The organism is Arcobacter venerupis, from assembly GCF_013201665.1.
In the GTDB taxonomy this organism is placed as follows: Bacteria; Campylobacterota; Campylobacteria; order Campylobacterales; family Arcobacteraceae; genus Aliarcobacter; species Aliarcobacter venerupis.
This window is the reverse complement of the sequence record NZ_CP053840.1, coordinates 2,725,896-2,744,157: the sequence shown is the minus strand read 5'-3', so window position 1 is coordinate 2,744,157 and position 18,262 is coordinate 2,725,896. Positions and strand designations below refer to the sequence as shown.

Genomic DNA, 18,262 nt, shown 5'->3' with positions numbered 1-18,262 from the left:
TTTATAAATAATGGATATTTTTCTTCAACAGTTAATTAATGGTTTAACTATAGGAAGTCTTTATGCATTAGTAGCTTTAGGTTATACAATGGTTTACGGTGTGATGAAGTTAATTAACTTCGCACACGGTGACTTGGTAGCTTTTTCTGCTTATGTTGGCTTGACTATATTTACGCAGTTTTTTGGTTCAAATGCATTGTCTTTAATAAATATAATTATCGTATTTTTATTAACAGCAATAGTGGTGGCTTTTGTAGGTGTTCTTCTTGAGCGTCTTGCATATAGACCTTTAAGAACGGCACCAAGATTAAGTGCAGTTGTTTCAGCACTTGGGGCATCTTTGGTAATCCAAAATGCAATTATGCTTATTTGGGGACCAAATATGGAAATATTCCCAGCTGATATATTTCCAAGTACATCTTGGGATTTCGGTGGCGTAATTATTTCATTTACACAAGTTATTATTTTACTTTTGTCATCTGTATTAATGGTATCACTTTATATTTTTATTAATAAAACAAAAATTGGAACAGCAATTCGAGCAACGGCTATTGATCAAGATGCTGCAAAATTAATGGGTATTAATGTTAATAGAATTATTATGACTATTTTTATTATAGGTTCAATGTTAGGAGCTGTTGGAGGTTTATTCATAGGTATTTATTATCGAGGTTTAACATTTGATATGGGATGGCTTTATGGTTTAAATGCATTTATTGCAGCAATTATTGGAGGAATTGGTTCAATCCCAGGAGCAATGCTAGGTGGATTATTACTTGGATTATTTAATGCAATGATTTCAGGTTATATTTCAACTACTTGGGCAGAAACTTTTACCTTTATTTTATTGATAGTAATTCTAATTGTAAGACCAACAGGTCTTCTTGGTGAAAAAACGGCGGAGAAAGTATAATGAATAAAACTACAATTATTGCTACATTATTTATAGCGGTTATGGCTGTTTTTCCATTTTTAGTTGATTCTGCATGGTTAAGCATTGGTATTACATTTTTAGTATTTTCAGTTGTTGCTTTTTCGCAAGATATTATTCTTGGACGAGCTGGAATTTTTAATATGGGACACGCAATTTTCTTTGGAATGGGTGCATATACAACTGCTATATTAAATGTGCATTTTGGATTTGAAATTATTGAAACTGTACCTTTTGCTATTTTAGTACCAGTTGTTTTTTCAATTTTACTTGCTGGTCCAATTATTCATTTAAGAGGTGATTATTTATTAGTTGCAACTATTGGATTTAATATTATATTTGAGCAAGTTTTATCAAATGATCTATTTGGATTAACAGGTGGTCCAAATGGTATTTTTGGAATTGATGTTGTTAGAGTTTTTGGTTATGAATTATTTAGTGATACTTCAATTTATTACATTGCTTTTGGATTATTAATTCTTACACTATTTATTATTAGAAATTTAGATACCTCAAAATATGGAAGAGCTTTATATTACATAAATAAAAATGAAATAGCTGCAAAATCTATGGGTATTAATATTTCATATTATAAACTTTTTGCTTTTGCTTTAGGTGCTGCAATTGCAGGTGCTGCTGGGTGTGTTTTTGCTATTCAGTATTCAGCTGTAAGTCCTGAGTCATTTAACTTTATGCAATCTGTTATGTTCTTTGCAATCGTTCTTGTTGGTGGTTCTGCTTCACTTCCTGGAATTATTATTGGAACATTTGTAATGTTTGTATTACCTGAATTATTCACTGAATTTAAAGAATCAAGATATTTGATTTTTGGAGCAGCGATGGTTCTTACGATGATTTTGCGACCAAATGGTGTTTGGCCTGCAACTTTTGGAACTATTCCTAAATTCTTAAAAAAGAAAGCAGCTAAAGTGGAGGAATCAAAATAATGAAATATGTATTAGAAATTGAAAATGTTTCAAAATTTTTCCATGGTTTAGTTGCAATTGATGATTTAACAATCAAAGTAAAACCCGGCCAAATATATGGAATTATTGGTCCCAATGGAGCAGGGAAAACTACCCTTTTTAACTGTGTTACAGGTATTTATACTCCTGAAAAGGGAACTATTAAATACAAAGGTGAAAATATAACAGGAATGGCTCCATATAAAATTGCCCAAAGGGGAGTTTTAAGAACATTTCAAAATATCAGACTTTTTAAAGAGATGAGTGTTGCTGAAAATATTATTGCAGGTTGTCATACAAAATCGATGCAAAAATGGTATCACTCGATTATTCATACTCCTTTTTATAAAAAAGATGAGTTGAAACAATGGAAAAAAGTTGAAGAGTTGATGGAGTTTTTTGCATTAACAAAATATGCAGCAACACCTGCTGGAGATTTATCTTATGGAAATCAAAGAAAAGTTGAAATGGCAAGAGCACTAGCAGCTAATCCTGAGCTTTTAATCTTAGATGAACCAGCAGCAGGATTAAATGAAAATGAGACAATTGAACTTACAAATATTATTTTAAAAATCAAAGAAATGGGTCTTGGCATTATGATGATTGAGCATGATATGGAAATGGTTATGAAATTAACTGATTATATTACAGTTATTAACTTTGGAAAAGAAATTTCTCAAGGTGAGCCAGATTTTGTTCAAGATGATCCAAAAGTAATTGAAGCATATATTGGAACTGATGATGAGGAGGATGAATAATGGTAAATAATGAAGTATTACTAGAAATAAGAGACCTTCATGTTTCATATGGTGCAGTATCAGCTATTAAAGGAATTTCACTAAAAGTTCTAAAAGGTGAAGTTGTAACAATTCTTGGTGCAAATGGTGCTGGAAAAACTACAACTTTACAGACAATTTCTGGACTTTTAAAAGCAAAATCGGGGAATATTATTTTTGATAAAAATGATATTACTAAATGTGAAGCACATGATATTGTAGCTCTTGGAATGTCTCATTCTCCAGAAGGAAGAAGAGTTTTTGGAACTTTAACAGTTGAAGAAAATCTTATGATGGGGGCTTACACATTAAAAGACCATGACAAAGAGACTTTAGAGTGGATTTATGACATTTTGCCAAGATTAAAAGAGAGAAAAAAACAACTTGCAGGAACACTTTCAGGTGGTGAGCAACAAATGCTTGCAATTGGAAGAGCAATTATGTCTAAACCAAAACTTTTAATTTTAGATGAACCATCACTTGGACTTGCACCAATTTTGATAAAAGCAATTTTTAAAGCAGTTAAAGAGATAGCCTCATCAGGAGTTACAGTTTTATTAGTTGAACAAAATGCAAAGGCAGCTTTAAAATTAGCAGATAGAGCTTATGTCTTAGAAGTTGGAAAAATCACACATGAAGGAACATCACAGGAATTACTAAACTCAAAAACCATTCAAGAAGCCTATTTGGGTAAAAAGCATTAAGAACATAAAAGAAAAGAAGTATAAGTAGCAAGAGGGGTGTAACTTGGCGGTTTCCCCTCTATTGACACATTTAAAGCGTGCGTCGTAAGCTACTTAAAATCTGGTTAATATTTAATTAATTTTAAGGATAGTATATGAAAAATGAAGTAGAAATTGTAAATTCAGCAATAAGTCTTGCAGAAAAATGGCAAAATAGAGCAACACAACTTGTAAGTGACTTTGATAGAGAGTTTTATATAAAAATGAATAAAATGCTTGATCATCCAAAAGATAAAGCACTTTTAATAGAGTTAATGGATCAATGTTTTAGATGTGATTCAAATGCTAGAATTGCTGATCAAATTTGTTTTTTACTTGAAAAACATGGCATGGCTCACTTTTTTACAACAAAAGATAAAACACTTTTATGGTTGTTTACTAATTTTGGTAAATTTTTACCAAATTTATCTGTTCCTATGTTTGTAAATCAAATCAGAGAAGATACTAAAACTGTAGTTATTAAAGGTGAAGAAGAACCATTTAATAAACATTTAGTAATGAGAAAAGAAGAGGGAACTAGAGTAAATATCAACCTTATTGGTGAAGTTGTTCTTGGTGAAGTTGAAGCAGCAGAGAGAATGGAAAAATATTTAAAAGCTCTATCAAATCCAAATATTGACTATATTTCTATTAAAATTTCAACTATATATTCTCAAATTAATGCTTTAAATTTTGAACATACAGTTCAAGTACTTGTTGAAAAATTATCTAAAATTTACGCACAAGCAAAAAAATATCCATATATTGCTCCTGATGGAACAAAATCAAATAAATTTATCAATCTTGATATGGAAGAGTATAGAGATTTAGCAATTACTGTTGAAGTATTTAAAAGAACCCTAGAAAAACCAGAATTTAAAGATTTCTATGCAGGTATTGTTTTACAAGCTTATTTACCAGATTCATTTAATTGGCAAAAAGATTTATGCCAATGGGCAAAAAATAGAGTTGCTAATGGTGGAAGTCCTATCAAGTTTAGACTTGTAAAAGGTGCTAATATGGAAATGGAAGAGACAGAAGCTAGTCAAAAACATTGGGAAATGGTAACTTATACTGATAAATCTGATACAGATTCAAACTATAAAAGAATGGCAAGATATGCATTAGAATCTGAAAATGCTCCATATATGCACATAGGAACAGCTTCTCATAACTTATTTGAATTAGCATATGCAACAACACTAGCTGCTGAAAATGGAACAAGCCAATATCATACTTTGGAAATGTTAGAGGGAATGAGTGAAGCTGCTAGATTAGCAATAAAAGAGATTTCTAAATCTGTAATTTTATATGCACCAACTGCTTCAAAAGCACAATTTACAAATGCAATTGCATATTTAGTGAGAAGACTTGATGAAAATACAGGTCCAAATAATTTTATTAGATATTCATTTGGTTTAAAAGTTGGTTCATCTGATTGGAAAATGCAAAAAGAGTTATTTTTGAAATCTTTTGAAAATGAAAAAACTTCATTTGTAGGTGCAAAAAGAAAACAAAATAGACTTACTGAAAACTGGGATAATTTTTCTAATTCATCTTATGACACAAAACATTATCACGCAGAAGCTGATACAGATTTTGTATTACCTGCTAACCAAGAGTGGGCTAGAAATATTGTTAAAAAATGGAAATTTACAAAAGATACAGTTCATGCTATTACTCCAATTGTAATTGGTGGATTAGATATTACAGAAAATAGAATAGTTGTTGATGCAATTGATAAATCTTTATTAAAAGAGGGCGTTTTAGCTGGAAGATTTGCAAATGCAAATGCTGAAGATATTAAAAAAGCGGTTGAAGTTGCAAAGGCTGATGTTGATGGTTGGAGAAGTTTAACCCATGCTCAAAGACAAGCAGCTTTAAAATTAGTTGCTATAAAGGTACGTGATAGAAGAGGTGATTTAATTGGAGTTGCTGCTGCTGAGGTTGGTAAAGTATTTACTGAAACTGATGTTGAAGTAAGTGAAGCAGTTGATTTTTTAGAGTTTTATCCATATAGTACTCAATATTTTGAAAAATATGAAAACTTAGAGTTTAGTGGACGAGGTGTTGGTGTTGTAATTCCACCCTGGAATTTCCCTGTTGCTATTCCTTTAGGAGGAGTTGCTTCTGCACTAGCAGCTGGAAATACAGTTATTATCAAACCAGCATCATCAGCTGCGTTAACTGCATATGAAATGTGCAAATGTTTTTGGGATGCAGGTATTTCTAAAAATGTTCTTCAATTCGTTCCTTGTGCTGGAGCACTTGCAGGTGAGCATTTAATTGCAAATAAAGATGTAGATTTTGTAATTCTAACAGGTGGTGAAGATACAGCAAAAACTATGCTAAAAACTAGACCAGATTTATTTCTAACAGCAGAAACTGGTGGAAAAGATGCAACAATAGTTACAAATATGGCAGATAGAGAACAAGCAGTTAAAAATGTTTGTCAAAGTGCCTTTGCAAATTCAGGTCAAAAATGTAGTGCAACTTCACTATTAGTTTTAGAAGAAGAAGTTTACAATGATGAGGGATTTAAAAAAGCATTAATTGATACTGCAAGTTCAATGAGTGTGGGATCTGTTTGGGATTTCAAAAATAGAATTGGAACTTTAGCAAATAAAGTTTCTGGAAATCTTGAAAAAGCACTTAATACTTTAGAAAAAAATGAATCATGGCTATTGGCTCCTTCATATGCACAAGATAATGAATATATGTTAAAACCTGCTATTAAATGGGGAGTTAGTGAAGGAAGTTTTATCCATAAAAATGAATTATTTGGGCCAGTTTTAGCAGTTATTAAAGCAAACAATTTAGAACATGCTGTAAAAATTGTAAATGATACAGGATATGGTTTAACTTCTGGAATTGAATCACTTGATGAAAGAGAAGTAACATATTGGAAAGAGAATCTAAAAGCTGGAAATCTATATATTAATAGAGGAACAACTGGAGCTATTGTATTAAGACAGCCATTTGGTGGAATGGGTAAATCAGCAATTGGGGCAGGAAGAAAAGTAGGTATTTTTAACTACATCACACAATTTGTAGAATTTAAAGAAAAATCAGCTCCAAAAGTAGCTAAAAAATATAACAATGATTTAACAAGATTACTAGAAAATTGTAAAAACAGTTCTAAAAACAAAGAAGAGTTTGAAAAACTTGAAGTAGCATTACAATCATATTTAGAAAATTTTGAAAATGAATTCTCTCAAGCTAAAGATTATGCAAAAGTAAGAGGTGAAGATAATCACTTTAAATATTTACCTTTAAAAAATGTTTTAATTAGAGTTTCTTCAGGTGATACAATTTTCGAAACAGTTTCAAGAATTTTAGCAGCAAAAGTTTCAGGGGTTCATTTTAAAGTTTCTGTAAATAATAATGCAGAAGTAAAATCATTTTTAAATGCTACAAAAGAGTTATTCTCTACAAGAGATAGATTAATAGAACAAAGTGATGAAGAACTTATTACATCTATTTCAAGATACGATAGAGTAATTTACTCAGATATTTCAAAAGTTCCTGCATTAGTTTTTGAAGCAGCAACTAAATTATTAACATTTATTGTAAGAGCAAAACCTATGATGGAAGGAAGATTAGAATTACTTAATTACTTCATCGAACAATCAATTTCTCACTCTTTCCATAGATATGGAAATATTGGTGCAAGAGGAATAAAATAAGAAGTTAATCTTCTTATTTTATTCCTAATTTTAAGACTACTTTTCACGCACTTTTTAGTGATATGATTCTAAATTAAATAAATTAGGATTAAAAATGACAGTAGGGATTTTAGTATTCTTAATTTTTATTATTGTAATACTTGCGTGGTATATACATGATAAATATGTACAAAGAAAACATCAAATATTAGTAAATTATCCAATAATTGGAAGATTGAGATTTGTATTTCAAGAGTTTAGAGAGCCATTTAGACAATATTTTGGTGATGAAAAATTTTATGAATCAATGGATAAATTAGAGTGGGTTTATAGTGCTGCTAGAGATAAGATTAATTACTCATCTTTCTCTCCATCTCAACCTTTACCAAAACCAAAATTTATGTTAAGACATACAACTATTGTATTAAATGATGATGAGGTTGATAATGATTTTTCAGTTGTATTTGGTGAAAAAAGAGGAAAACCATTTAAAACATCTTCAATAATTGCAAGAGCTCCTATGAGTGATGGATCTATTTCTCCTGAGGGAACAAGAGCTTTTGTTCAAGGTTCACAAATGGGTAAATTCCCTATAAATAGTGGTGAGGGTGGATTAACATCAAATTTCTTTGTTACTCATAATAATTACAATGAAAAATATATGACTGAAGTTATTGGTAATGATTTACAACAAAAGATTTTTAAGCTTTCAAAGTTTTTATTTAATGTTCCAGTTGCTATTGATATTTATAGAAAATTGGTTTTTAAGAAAAATCCTTTAAAAGATACTTATGTATTTAATAAACAAAATGAGTCTTTTTATAGACCAAATTGGGATGCACCTTTAGAAAATTTCCCTGAGGAAGTCCCCTCTGATATGCCAGAAATTATTTTACAAATTAGTTCAGGGCTTTATGGGGTGAGAACAAAAGATGGAAAACTAGATATTGAACGATATAAAAAGCAGATGAGTTTTTGCAAAATGACTGAGATAAAATTGGCTCAAGGTGCAAAACAAACAGGTGGAAAATTAATTGCTCAAAAAGTAACTCCTTCTATTGGATATTATAGAAATATTGAACCATACAAAGATGCTTTTTCACCAAATAGATTTCCTTATGCAAATAGTATTGAAGAGTTATTTGATTTTATTGGTACTTTACAAGAAGCGTCACAAAAACCAGTTGGTATTAAAATTGTAATTTCTGATTACGATAATATTGTGCCAATAGCAAAAGAGATAAAAAGAAGAGTTGAATTAAATTTACCATATCCAGATTATATCTCTATTGATGGAGGAAGTGGTGGAAGTGCAACAGCTCCACTTGATATGATGGAGAGAATTGGTATGGATATTAGAGATGCTTTATATTTAGTTGATAAAGTATTAAAAGATTATGGTGTTAGAGAACATGTAAAAATATCTGCAAGTGGGAAAATATTAACTCCTGATGATGTAATTATCATTTTATGTTTAGGTGCTGATTTTGTTCAAATTGCACGTGGATTTATGATGAGTGCTGGATGTATTCGAGCGAGATATTGTTCAGGTGCCACAAAACATCAATGTCCAGTTGGATTAGCAACTCAAGATATTAAAAAAAGAAAAAATTATTTTGTAGCTAAACACTCAGAATATATTAAAAATTATCATAACAATGTTTTAAAAAGTATGAAAAGCTTATTAGCTGTTATGGGATTAAAAAATGTAAAAGGTTTAACAAAAGAGAAATTAATTTTTCTTGATATTGATTCAAAAATACATGATGATATGGACTCATTATTTGAAAGAAGAATATTTGAAAAACAAAAGTAATAAACAGTAAATTTTATATTTACTGGTGAGCAGGTATATACAAGTAAATCATTTTATTTGATTTCTTTATTATCCCATAGTATCCCAATATACCTGTTCACCCGTGAATATATAGATTATTGATTTAAATTAAAATAGATGATATACAAAAAATAAATAAGGATATAAAATATTCATATTTTAATTATATCTATTTATTAATTGATGTAAAATCAATAAATCATATGTAAGAAATGATACCATATTGGTATTATTCAAAGATATAATCACTTGAACATATAAAATAAGGGTTTTCATGGAAAAATATAATATTAGAAACAAAGTTTTATTAATAGTTTTAATTGGCTTTATTCTATCTTTTTCAATATTGGGATTTTTAAATACAAGCCATGCATATACATCAGAGTATAAATTGGTTGAGGAAAGAAATCTAGAGTTAGTAACTAAAACATCTGATTTTATTGATAATTATTTAAAATCAAAGATTGTCATAGTTGAATCTGTTGCTAAAGAGTTAGCAAAAATTGATATTTATAATCAAAATAGTGAATTTATATCTAAATTAGTATTAGGTAGAGATTCAGGTTCATTTGCAGATTTATATTTAGGTTATGAAAAAGATGGAGCATTAATATTATCTACTGGTGAAATCTATGATTTAAAAAGCAAAAATTATGATGCAAGAAAAAGACCTTGGTACATGAAAGCAATTGAGCTAAATAAATCAGCTGTTTCTGAACCTTATATGGATGTGGTAACTGGTAAATTAATTATTTCAGTTGTAACACCACTTGTTATAGATGGAAAAATTGTTGGAGTTATTGGTTCAGATATTTTCTTAGATACAGTTGTTAATACTATTTTAAATCTTAAAATTCATGAATCTGGTTTTGCTTATTTATTAGATAAAGATAACAAAATTTTAATTCATAAAAACAAAGAGTTATTAAATAAACAAAGTGTTGCTTTTAAATCAATAGAAAAAAATACAGATTCTGCCTTTAAGATTTTAGATGTTGATGGTGTTAAAAAAATCGTTAGTTTTAGTAAAGTTCCTTTAACTAATTGGTATTTAGTAATTGAGTTAGATAATGATGCTGTATTTAAAAAGCTTCATGATAATGTTATTATTGACATCATTACATATTTAGCACTTTTAATTGTATTTATTTCTATATTATATTTTTCATTAACAAAAATGTTGCAACCTCTAAAAATTTTAGAAAATGGATTTAATGATTTCTTTAATTATTTAAAAGGTGAAACTCAAAATGTTAAAAAACTTAATATAAATTCTCAAGATGAATTTGGGAAAATGGCAGCTATTCTTGATAAAGAGATTGAATTAGTTTCTACAAATTTTGAAAATGATAAAAAATTAATTGAAAATGTAAAATCTGTAGTAAATAGGGTTAAAGAGGGAAAATTAGATAAATTTGTAACTCAAGAAACAAACAATAAATCTTTAGGTGAATTAAAAGAGATATTAAATGAGATGATTAGTCAAATTAGTAAAAATGTTCATGATAATATTAATGAAATAATTACTACTTTAGATTTATATTCAAAATCAAACTTTACACAAACAATTCAAAATCCAAAAGGTGATATTGCAAGGGGTTTAAATAATTTGTGTTTGACTATTAATGAAATGCTAAATGTAAATAAATCGACTGGTATTACTTTAGAAGCAAATTCTAAAAAGTTATCAAGTAATGTAAGTATTTTAAATAAATCTTCAAATAATACAGCAGCAGCTTTAGAAGAAACAGCAGCAGCAATTGAAGAAATCACATCAACAGTTGCAAATAACAGTGAAAAAATTGCAACAATGTCTTCATATTCAACTCAATTAACAAGTTCGATTTTACAAGGTGAGCAACTTGCAAACTCAACAGTTATTTCAATGAATGAAATAAATGAGCAAACAAATGCAATTGCAGATGCAATTACTATTATTGATCAAATTGCATTCCAAACAAATATCCTTTCTTTAAATGCAGCCGTAGAAGCAGCAACTGCTGGAGAAGCTGGAAAAGGATTTGCCGTAGTTGCAGCAGAAGTGAGAAACCTTGCATCTCGTTCAGCAGAAGCTGCTAAAGAGATTAAAACACTTGTAGAAAATGCAACTAATAAAGCTAATAATGGTAAAAAAATTGCTGATGATATGATAAGTGGTTATAAACAATTAAATGACAATATCTCAAAAACAACAAAAATTATTGAAGATATTTCACAATCATCAAAAGAGCAAAGAACAAGTATTGAACAAATAAATGATGTAATAAATGAACTAGATAAACAAACACAACAAAATGCTGTTGTAGCTAGTGAAACTTCAACAATTGCACAAGAAACTTCAACAATTGCTAAGAAAATATTAGAAGATGTAAATAATAAAGAGTTTAAGTCATAGACTAGAGAAATCTCTAGTCTATAGTTTTATAAGCAGCTTTTGATTAGTTTAATACCTTGCTCAATTTGTTCAAAACTTGAGTGAGTGTAGTTAAATCTAATTTCTCCATTTGGAATTTTATCTATATAAAATTGATTACCTGGAACATAAACAACTTTTTTCTCAATACATTTTTGTACCAATGCAAAAGAGTCAATTCCTTCAAAACTACCATATAAAAACATTCCACCTTTTGGTTTTTCATATTTAAATTCTGGTAAATACTTGTCTAATTGTTCACAAAAGAAGTTTGCTTTTTTCTCATAATCATCTCTAATATCTTGAAGGTGTTTTTCATAATTTGCTTCATCTTCTAAATACTCATTTAAAATATATTGAGAAATTCCACAAGAGTGTAAGTCAATACTTTCTTTTATAATCATTAAAGATTGAAGTAATTTTTCATCTGCTCTAATCCATCCAATTCTAAGACTTGGAACTAAAGTTTTAGAAAAACTTCCTAAATGAAATGATCTATTTGGAATTTTACAACTAATAGAAATATTTTTTTTATCAAAATAGAGTTCACTATAAGGACTATCTTCGATTAATAATCCATTTTCATCTTCAACAATTTTTGCAATTTCTTCTCTTTTTTCATCACAGTATGTAGTTGCTGATGGATTTTGAAAATCTGGAATTAAATATGCTAATTTTGTTTGTTTAAAACTCTCTTTGAATTTTTCAATATTAACTCCATCTTTTTCAAGTTCTACACCTTTCATTGTAAGATGATTTAATCTAAAAATGTTCATAGCACCTAAATATGATGGTTCTTCAATAGTTATATCTTTACTTTCAAAATATTTAGCAAGGATGTACATACCTTGTTGGCTTCCTGTTGTAATTAAAATATTATTTTTAGTTGTAGGAAATCCCTCTTTTGTATATCTTGCTGCAATTTTTTCTCTTAATTCAGAAATTCCATTACTAACTCCGTATTGAAATACTTTTGGATTATCAAATATTTTCATTGTTGCAGTTTTTAAATCATCCCTTGGAAATAGTTTTTCACTTGGAAGTCCACCTGCAAATGATATTGTATGTTCATCAATTGATTCAAGGATTTCTCTAATAAATGATCTTTTCATAAGTCTCCTATTTTTTATTATAAGCATACTCAAATGAGAGTTTTTATTCTTTACATATATTGCTTTTATTATTATCTATTTTTGCTAATTTGTAGATATAATTCATTTATGAAAAAAAGTACCCATGAAAAAAGAGCAAAAATTGCAAATGACGTGATGAACTATATTTATAAATATATAGACACAGATATAAATATAGATGAATTAAGTATAGAATTAAAAGTAAGTAAGTTTCATCTTCATAGAATTTTCAAAGAAGAGTTTGGAAAGAATATCTATGAAAGTATAAAATCTATAAGACTTCAAAAAGCTTCAAATCTATTGATTACAAATAAATATTCTACAATTACAGATATATCAAGTATGTGTGGATATAGTTCTCAAACTTCATTTTTAAGAGCATTTAAACAAAGATTTGAAATGACACCAAAAATTTGGAAAAATGGTGGATACAAAGATTACTCAAGTAAAATAGTTGAAAAAATTACAAACCAAAATAAGAGTATCACTATTTTTGATATAGAACCAGTTATTGTAAAAATGCCAGAGATTAAAGGTTATTATATAAGACATCAAGGTTATGATGTAAGTATCAAAAAAACTTGGCGAAAATTACAAACATGGATTTATACAAATGATATTAAAGAGTATAAACAAATGGCTTTACACCATGATAATCCAATTATAACTCCACTTGAAGAGTGTCAATATATTGCAATTGTAACCCTTGAAAATGAAGATTTAAAAGATGTTTCTCTTCCTAGTTTAATTATTCCAAAGGGAGTTTATGCAAAATTCTCCCTTAGTGGAAGATATGGGGATGTAATAAAACTTATTCAGTGGGTTTATCATTATTGGTTAATTGATAGTGGTTATGAAACAACACCAAACCCTTCATATACTATTTATCAAAAAAATCATTTTCTAAGTAGTGACGAAGAGTTTGTTTTGGACTATTATTTACCTATTAAATATGTGTGAAAGGCTTTTGAATTTTACTTCTGCAATGATAGTTGCAAGTACAATTAAAATAGCCCCACTTATTTGAATATTTGTTAATAACTCACCAACTGCTAAAAAAGCAAAAATAGAAGCACTAACAGGCTCCATAGCAAAGATAATGGCAGTTTTTGTGGCACTTGTGAATTGTTGCATATAAGTTTGAATTAAAAAAGCATAAACAGTTGCAAATATAGCTGTGATTAAAACAGCTTTAAAAAATGCATAATCATATGTTAAATTAAATGTAACATTATCAAGTAGAAGTGAAAAGCCTAAAGATAATACAGTAACTGTAATTAACTGAAATAAAACTAATAAAAATACATTTACCTCTTTTGAAAACTTTCCTGTATAGATTATTTGTAAGGCAAATAAAAATGCACAAATTAAAGTTAAAAGCTCACCTTTTCCTATTGTTAATGCTCCTGACATAGTTAGAAGATATAGACCAATCACAGCTATAAATGTGGCAATTAATACATTTCTCTTTATATGATCTTTAAAAATAAAATATGCTAAAAAAGGAACACAAATTACATTAAGTCCTGTAATAAAAGCAACAATAGAGCTTTTTGTATAACTCAATCCAAAGGTTTGAGTAGCAAAAGCACTAAATAAAAATATTCCAAGAATAATTCCATAAAAAATGGTTTTTTTATTAATTTGATTTAAAAATTTAAATGCAATAAAAAACATTAAAATAGATGCAATAGCAAATCTAAAAAATAAAAAAGCATAAACAGGTGTTGTATTAATGGCATCTTGAACCATTAGGAATGTTACACCCCAAGCAATTGCAACAGATAAAAGTAATAAATCTGCTCTTAATTCATATAATTTTGACTTCAAAATATTCCTTTAAAAATAAAAGCCGAGATTATATCATATTTACAAAATTGTATATTATGTATAAATTGTATATAAATTATATGATTATGGTATAAAAATTAAATAAAACTTTGGATATGATTAATTTTTAATAAATAAAAAAAGAGTATTGATGTCAGACAACATAATTTCGATGGTAAATATTAATAAATTTTATGATGATTTTCATGTATTAAAAAATATTAATTTTACTGTAAAAAAAGGTGAAATAGTAGTAGTTTGTGGGCCTAGTGGTTCAGGTAAATCTACGCTAATTAGGTGTATAAATGGATTGGAAGATATTGATGATGGTGATATAATTGTTGATTCAATTGATATTCATGGAAGTAAAAAGAATCTTCAAGAAATACGAAGTGAAGTAGGAATGGTATTTCAACACTTTAATCTTTTCCCACATCTTACAATTTTAGAAAATATTACAATAGCTCCAACTTTAGTAAAAAATATGGATAAAAAAATTGCTAAAGATGTAGCTATGGAATTACTTAAAAAAGTAAAATTATCAGATAAAGCAAATGCTTATCCAGCTGATTTAAGTGGTGGTCAAAAACAAAGAGTTGCAATTGCAAGATCTTTAGCCATGAAACCAAAAATAATACTTTTTGATGAACCAACATCTGCACTTGATCCTGAAACAATCGGAGATGTACTTTCTGTTATGAAAGATTTAGCCCAAGAAAATTTTACAATAGTTTGTGTAACTCATGAAATGGGATTTGCAAAAGAAGTAGGGGATAGAATTGTATTTATGGATCATGGTGTGATTATTGAAGAAAATAGTCCTATGGAATTCTTTAATAATCCAAAAAGTGAAAGAGCTAAAAAGTTCTTAAATGAAATTTTAACACATTAAAAGGAGATAAAAATTATGAGAAAAAATGGAATCCTGCACACAGGTAAAAAGCTAGTTATGTTGGTTTTAGCATTTGCATCATTAAATATGTTTGCTGCTGATTTAGATTTATGGAAAAATTCAACTTTGAATAAGATTGTTCAAAAAGGTGAATTAAGAGTTGGTTTAGAACCAGGTTATATGCCTTTTGAAATGAAAGATAAAAAAGGTGAAGTTATAGGTTATGATGTTGATATGGCTAAAAAAATGGCTAAAGAATTAGGTGTTAAATTAACATTAGTTCCAACTGCGTGGGATGGAATTATCGCTGGTTTAATAACTGATAAATACGATATTATCATATCTGGTATGACTGTTACTCAACAAAGAAATTTAGAAGTAAATTTTGCAAATCCATATTTAGTTGTAGGGCAAACTGTTCTTATGAATAAATCATTAGAAGGTAAAATTAAAACTGCACAAGAGTTGGATAAATCTGGATATACAATTGTGACAAAACTTGGAACATCAGCAGAAATTGCAATTAAAAAATTCTATAAAAATGCAAAAATTGTTACATTTGAAACTGAAGCAGATGCTGTTAGTGAAGTTTTAAATAATAATGCCGATGCTTTTGTTTATGACCAACCATACAATCTTTTGTTTATGGCTGATAAAGGTAAAGATAAATTAGTTCATTTAGATAAAGCATTAACTTATGAACCATTAGCATGGGCTATTAGAAAAGGTGATCCAGATTTCTTAAATTGGTTAAATAATTTCTTAAGACAATGTCAAGAAGACAAAGTTGTTGACTTCTCAAATGAGTTATATAATAAATGGTTAGTTGATACTACTTGGCTAAAAAGAGTTCAATAATATATGTCAAAAAAGCATCAATCATTAGCACAAAATAAAAACTTAGGGCATCTAATTGCCCTAATGTTTTATGTAGTTGTAGGATATTTCTTATATATTGCTGCATCAAATATGAATTATGTATGGAAATGGAATTCTATTCCTGATTATTTTGTATATACTGAAACAAAAGCAGTTGAAGCATCTGTAGATGGGAAACTTGTACTTGAAAATGGTATTTATTATATACAAAATAATAAAGATAAAACTCAGTTAGCTTTAGATGATACTTATAAATTTTCTTACAATGTTGGAGAAGATGTTTATGAGGGTGATACTATTGCTAAAAAATCAATAAGTAAAACAGGTCCTGTTTTAAATGGACTTTGGGTTACTTTAAAAATATCTTTTTTTGCTGCTATCTTAACTCTTTTTATTGGAATAATAGTCTCTTTAATGAGGTTATCAAGTTATCAATTTTTAAAAGATATTGCAACAGTTTATATTACAATTGTTAGAGGAACACCTTTACTTGTTCAGATATTTTTATTTTATTTTATAGTTGCAAATATATTTGAATTAGATAGATTTGTAGCAGGGGTTTTAGCTCTTGGAATATTCTTTGGTGCTTATGTTGCTGAGGTTTTAAGAGGTGCAATTCAATCAATAGACAAAGGTCAACTTGAAGCTTCTAAATCTTTAGGGATTTCAAATTTTCAAGCTATGAGATATATCATTTTACCACAAGCTTTCAAACGAGCTTTACCTACACTTGTAGGAGAAATGATTGCTTTAGTGAAAGATTCTTCTTTAGTTTCAGTTATTTCAATTACAGATTTAACAAAAGTTGGTAAAGAGATTGTTGCAAATACTTTCTCACCATTTGAAACGTGGATAGTAGTTGCGTTAGTTTATTTAACTATTACTTCAAGTATGAGTTATATTGGACATATTATAGAGAAAAAAATGGCTTCAAAAGGTGGAATGAGTTAGTGGATAACCTTTCTGCTTTTTTACAACAATCAATTACTTTTTTCGCAATTTTAGACCCAATTGGAATAAGTGCAATTGCTTTGTCAATACTTAGTACAAATATTACAAAAACACAAATGAATACTGTTGCATATAAAGCTACTATTACGATTTTAGTAGCTTTTTTTGTGGTAATAATTAGTGGAGATTTGGTTTTAAAACTTTTTGGAATAGATGAAAACTCATTAAAAGTTATGGGTGGAATTATTCTAATTTTAATGGCTATTTCTATGGTAAATGGTTCAGTTGAAAAGAAAACTTCAAAAGATTCAGCTGATGATAAAAATAATGAAGAATTATCAGTAATCCCAATTGGAATTCCAATTGCTTTTGGTACTGGATTATTTACAACTATTGTAATTTTTAAACATCAAGCTCAGAGTGCATTAGATTTATTGTCTATTTCCGTTGCTTTTTGTTTAAATGCTTTAGTATTTTATTTGATACTTAGAAACTCAATTTATATTAAAAAATATTTAGGTCTTACTGGACAAAATATTATTACAAAATTGATGGGATTAATTGTTGGAGCAATTGCAGTGCAATTTATAATTGGTGGAATCGTTGCCTTATCAAAAAGTTATTTAGGTGCTTGATATATACTTAAAAGGCTTTATAGTAACTATTTCTTTGATAGTTGCTATAGGTGCTCAAAATGCTTATATACTAAAACTAGGACTTTTAAAACAGTATGTTTTATTGGCTGTTAGTTTATGTATTTTATTTGATTTTATTCTAATTAGTCTTGGTGTTTTTGGGTTAGGATATTTTATTCAAGGTAATCAACTTTTAATAAATATTATTGCAATTATCGGAATAGTTTTTTTATGTGTATATGCAATACTATCTTTTAAATCTGCTTTAAAAAATGAGAGTTTACAAATAGATGGAAATGTTAAAACAAATCCAATAAAACAAGTTATAACTCTAATTCTAGTTTTTACTTTTTTAAACCCACACACTTATTTGGACACAATTTTACTAATTGGTGGAATTGGTGCAAATATTGAAAATGGCTTGAAAATCTATTTTTTATTAGGTGCGGTAAGTGCTTCTGCTATATGGTTTTTTTCATTAGGCTTTGGAGCTAGATTTTTAATTCCACTATTTAAAAAGCCTATTACTTGGAAACTACTTGATATTAGTATTGGTTTTTTGATGTTGTTTATTGCTTACTCTTTAAAAGATTTGATAGTTTATTAGTTATAATTATTTCACGAAAAGGGAAT

At 28.3% G+C, this 18,262-nt stretch carries 15 protein-coding genes; 13 read left to right on the top strand and 2 right to left on the bottom strand.

The genetic code is table 11. The annotated features are described in order from the left end of the window. Nucleotides 1-10: 10 nt before the first annotated feature. The 7 genes from AVENP_RS13600 to AVENP_RS13570 all read left to right on the top strand — a co-directional run bounded on the left by AVENP_RS13600 (nucleotide 11) and on the right by AVENP_RS13570 (nucleotide 11,291). Complete coding sequence (locus tag AVENP_RS13600; RefSeq protein WP_128359920.1) at nucleotides 11-913, top strand: branched-chain amino acid ABC transporter permease; 903 nt, start codon at nucleotides 11-13, stop codon at nucleotides 911-913. Next, nucleotides 913-1,878, top strand: a complete 966-nt coding sequence (locus AVENP_RS13595) for a branched-chain amino acid ABC transporter permease (protein WP_128359919.1) — start codon at nucleotides 913-915, stop codon at nucleotides 1,876-1,878. The genes AVENP_RS13600 and AVENP_RS13595 overlap by 1 nt, the downstream gene beginning before the upstream one ends. Further along, nucleotides 1,878-2,654 carry an ABC transporter ATP-binding protein gene (locus AVENP_RS13590; protein WP_128359918.1) on the top strand — a complete coding sequence of 259 codons (777 nt, stop codon included), beginning with the start codon at nucleotides 1,878-1,880 and terminating at the stop codon, nucleotides 2,652-2,654. Before AVENP_RS13595 ends, AVENP_RS13590 begins: the two co-directional genes overlap by 1 nt. Further along, nucleotides 2,654-3,376, top strand: coding sequence for an ABC transporter ATP-binding protein (locus AVENP_RS13585; RefSeq protein ID WP_128359917.1), 723 nt, complete (start codon nucleotides 2,654-2,656; stop codon nucleotides 3,374-3,376). The genes AVENP_RS13590 and AVENP_RS13585 overlap by 1 nt, the downstream gene beginning before the upstream one ends. Before the next feature lie 134 nt (nucleotides 3,377-3,510). Continuing rightward, nucleotides 3,511-7,080: a bifunctional proline dehydrogenase/L-glutamate gamma-semialdehyde dehydrogenase gene (locus AVENP_RS13580; protein ID WP_128359916.1), complete on the top strand. Its 3,570-nt coding sequence runs from the start codon at nucleotides 3,511-3,513 to the stop codon at nucleotides 7,078-7,080. Nucleotides 7,081-7,174: 94 nt separating this feature from the next. After that, complete coding sequence (locus AVENP_RS13575) at nucleotides 7,175-8,875, top strand: FMN-binding glutamate synthase family protein (RefSeq protein ID WP_128359915.1); 1,701 nt, start codon at nucleotides 7,175-7,177, stop codon at nucleotides 8,873-8,875. Between the two features lie 295 nt (nucleotides 8,876-9,170). Further along, nucleotides 9,171-11,291, top strand: coding sequence for a methyl-accepting chemotaxis protein (locus AVENP_RS13570; protein ID WP_128359914.1), 2,121 nt, complete (start codon nucleotides 9,171-9,173; stop codon nucleotides 11,289-11,291). Nucleotides 11,292-11,317: 26 nt separating this feature from the next. Here the strand turns inward: AVENP_RS13570 and AVENP_RS13565 are convergent, their stop codons facing one another. After that, nucleotides 11,318-12,421 (bottom strand): aminotransferase-like domain-containing protein, encoded by a 1,104-nt coding sequence (locus AVENP_RS13565; RefSeq protein WP_128359913.1) that lies wholly within the window; start codon nucleotides 12,419-12,421, stop codon nucleotides 11,318-11,320. A gap of 108 nt (nucleotides 12,422-12,529) precedes the next feature. On the opposite strand from AVENP_RS13565, the gene AVENP_RS13560 reads away from it, so the two are divergent. Beyond that, nucleotides 12,530-13,402 (top strand): AraC family transcriptional regulator, encoded by an 873-nt coding sequence (locus tag AVENP_RS13560; protein WP_128359912.1) that lies wholly within the window; start codon nucleotides 12,530-12,532, stop codon nucleotides 13,400-13,402. Here the strand turns inward: AVENP_RS13560 and AVENP_RS13555 are convergent. Further along, nucleotides 13,382-14,272 carry a DMT family transporter gene (locus tag AVENP_RS13555; RefSeq protein ID WP_128359911.1) on the bottom strand — a complete coding sequence of 297 codons (891 nt, stop codon included), beginning with the start codon at nucleotides 14,270-14,272 and terminating at the stop codon, nucleotides 13,382-13,384. The two genes, AVENP_RS13560 and AVENP_RS13555, sit on opposite strands and share 21 nt — an antisense overlap. 163 nt (nucleotides 14,273-14,435) lie before the next feature. Here AVENP_RS13555 and AVENP_RS13550 point away from each other — a divergent pair, with 163 nt between their 5' ends. The 5 genes from AVENP_RS13550 to AVENP_RS13530 are packed head-to-tail and all read left to right on the top strand — an operon-like array spanning nucleotide 14,436 to nucleotide 18,236. Next, nucleotides 14,436-15,164 carry an amino acid ABC transporter ATP-binding protein gene (locus AVENP_RS13550; RefSeq protein WP_128359986.1) on the top strand — a complete coding sequence of 243 codons (729 nt, stop codon included), beginning with the start codon at nucleotides 14,436-14,438 and terminating at the stop codon, nucleotides 15,162-15,164. A 15-nt stretch (nucleotides 15,165-15,179) separates the two neighbouring features. After that, a complete protein-coding gene (locus AVENP_RS13545; RefSeq protein ID WP_128359910.1) occupies nucleotides 15,180-16,022 on the top strand; it encodes a transporter substrate-binding domain-containing protein in 843 nt (280 codons plus the stop codon). A 3-nt stretch (nucleotides 16,023-16,025) separates the two neighbouring features. After that, nucleotides 16,026-16,994 (top strand): amino acid ABC transporter permease, encoded by a 969-nt coding sequence (locus AVENP_RS13540; RefSeq protein WP_128359909.1) that lies wholly within the window; start codon nucleotides 16,026-16,028, stop codon nucleotides 16,992-16,994. Then, nucleotides 16,994-17,629, top strand: a complete 636-nt coding sequence (locus AVENP_RS13535) for a MarC family protein (RefSeq protein ID WP_128359908.1) — start codon at nucleotides 16,994-16,996, stop codon at nucleotides 17,627-17,629. The genes AVENP_RS13540 and AVENP_RS13535 overlap by 1 nt, the downstream gene beginning before the upstream one ends. Then, nucleotides 17,622-18,236: a LysE/ArgO family amino acid transporter gene (locus AVENP_RS13530; RefSeq protein ID WP_128359907.1), complete on the top strand. Its 615-nt coding sequence runs from the start codon at nucleotides 17,622-17,624 to the stop codon at nucleotides 18,234-18,236. The genes AVENP_RS13535 and AVENP_RS13530 overlap by 8 nt, the downstream gene beginning before the upstream one ends. The last annotated feature ends 26 nt before the right edge of the window (nucleotides 18,237-18,262 follow it).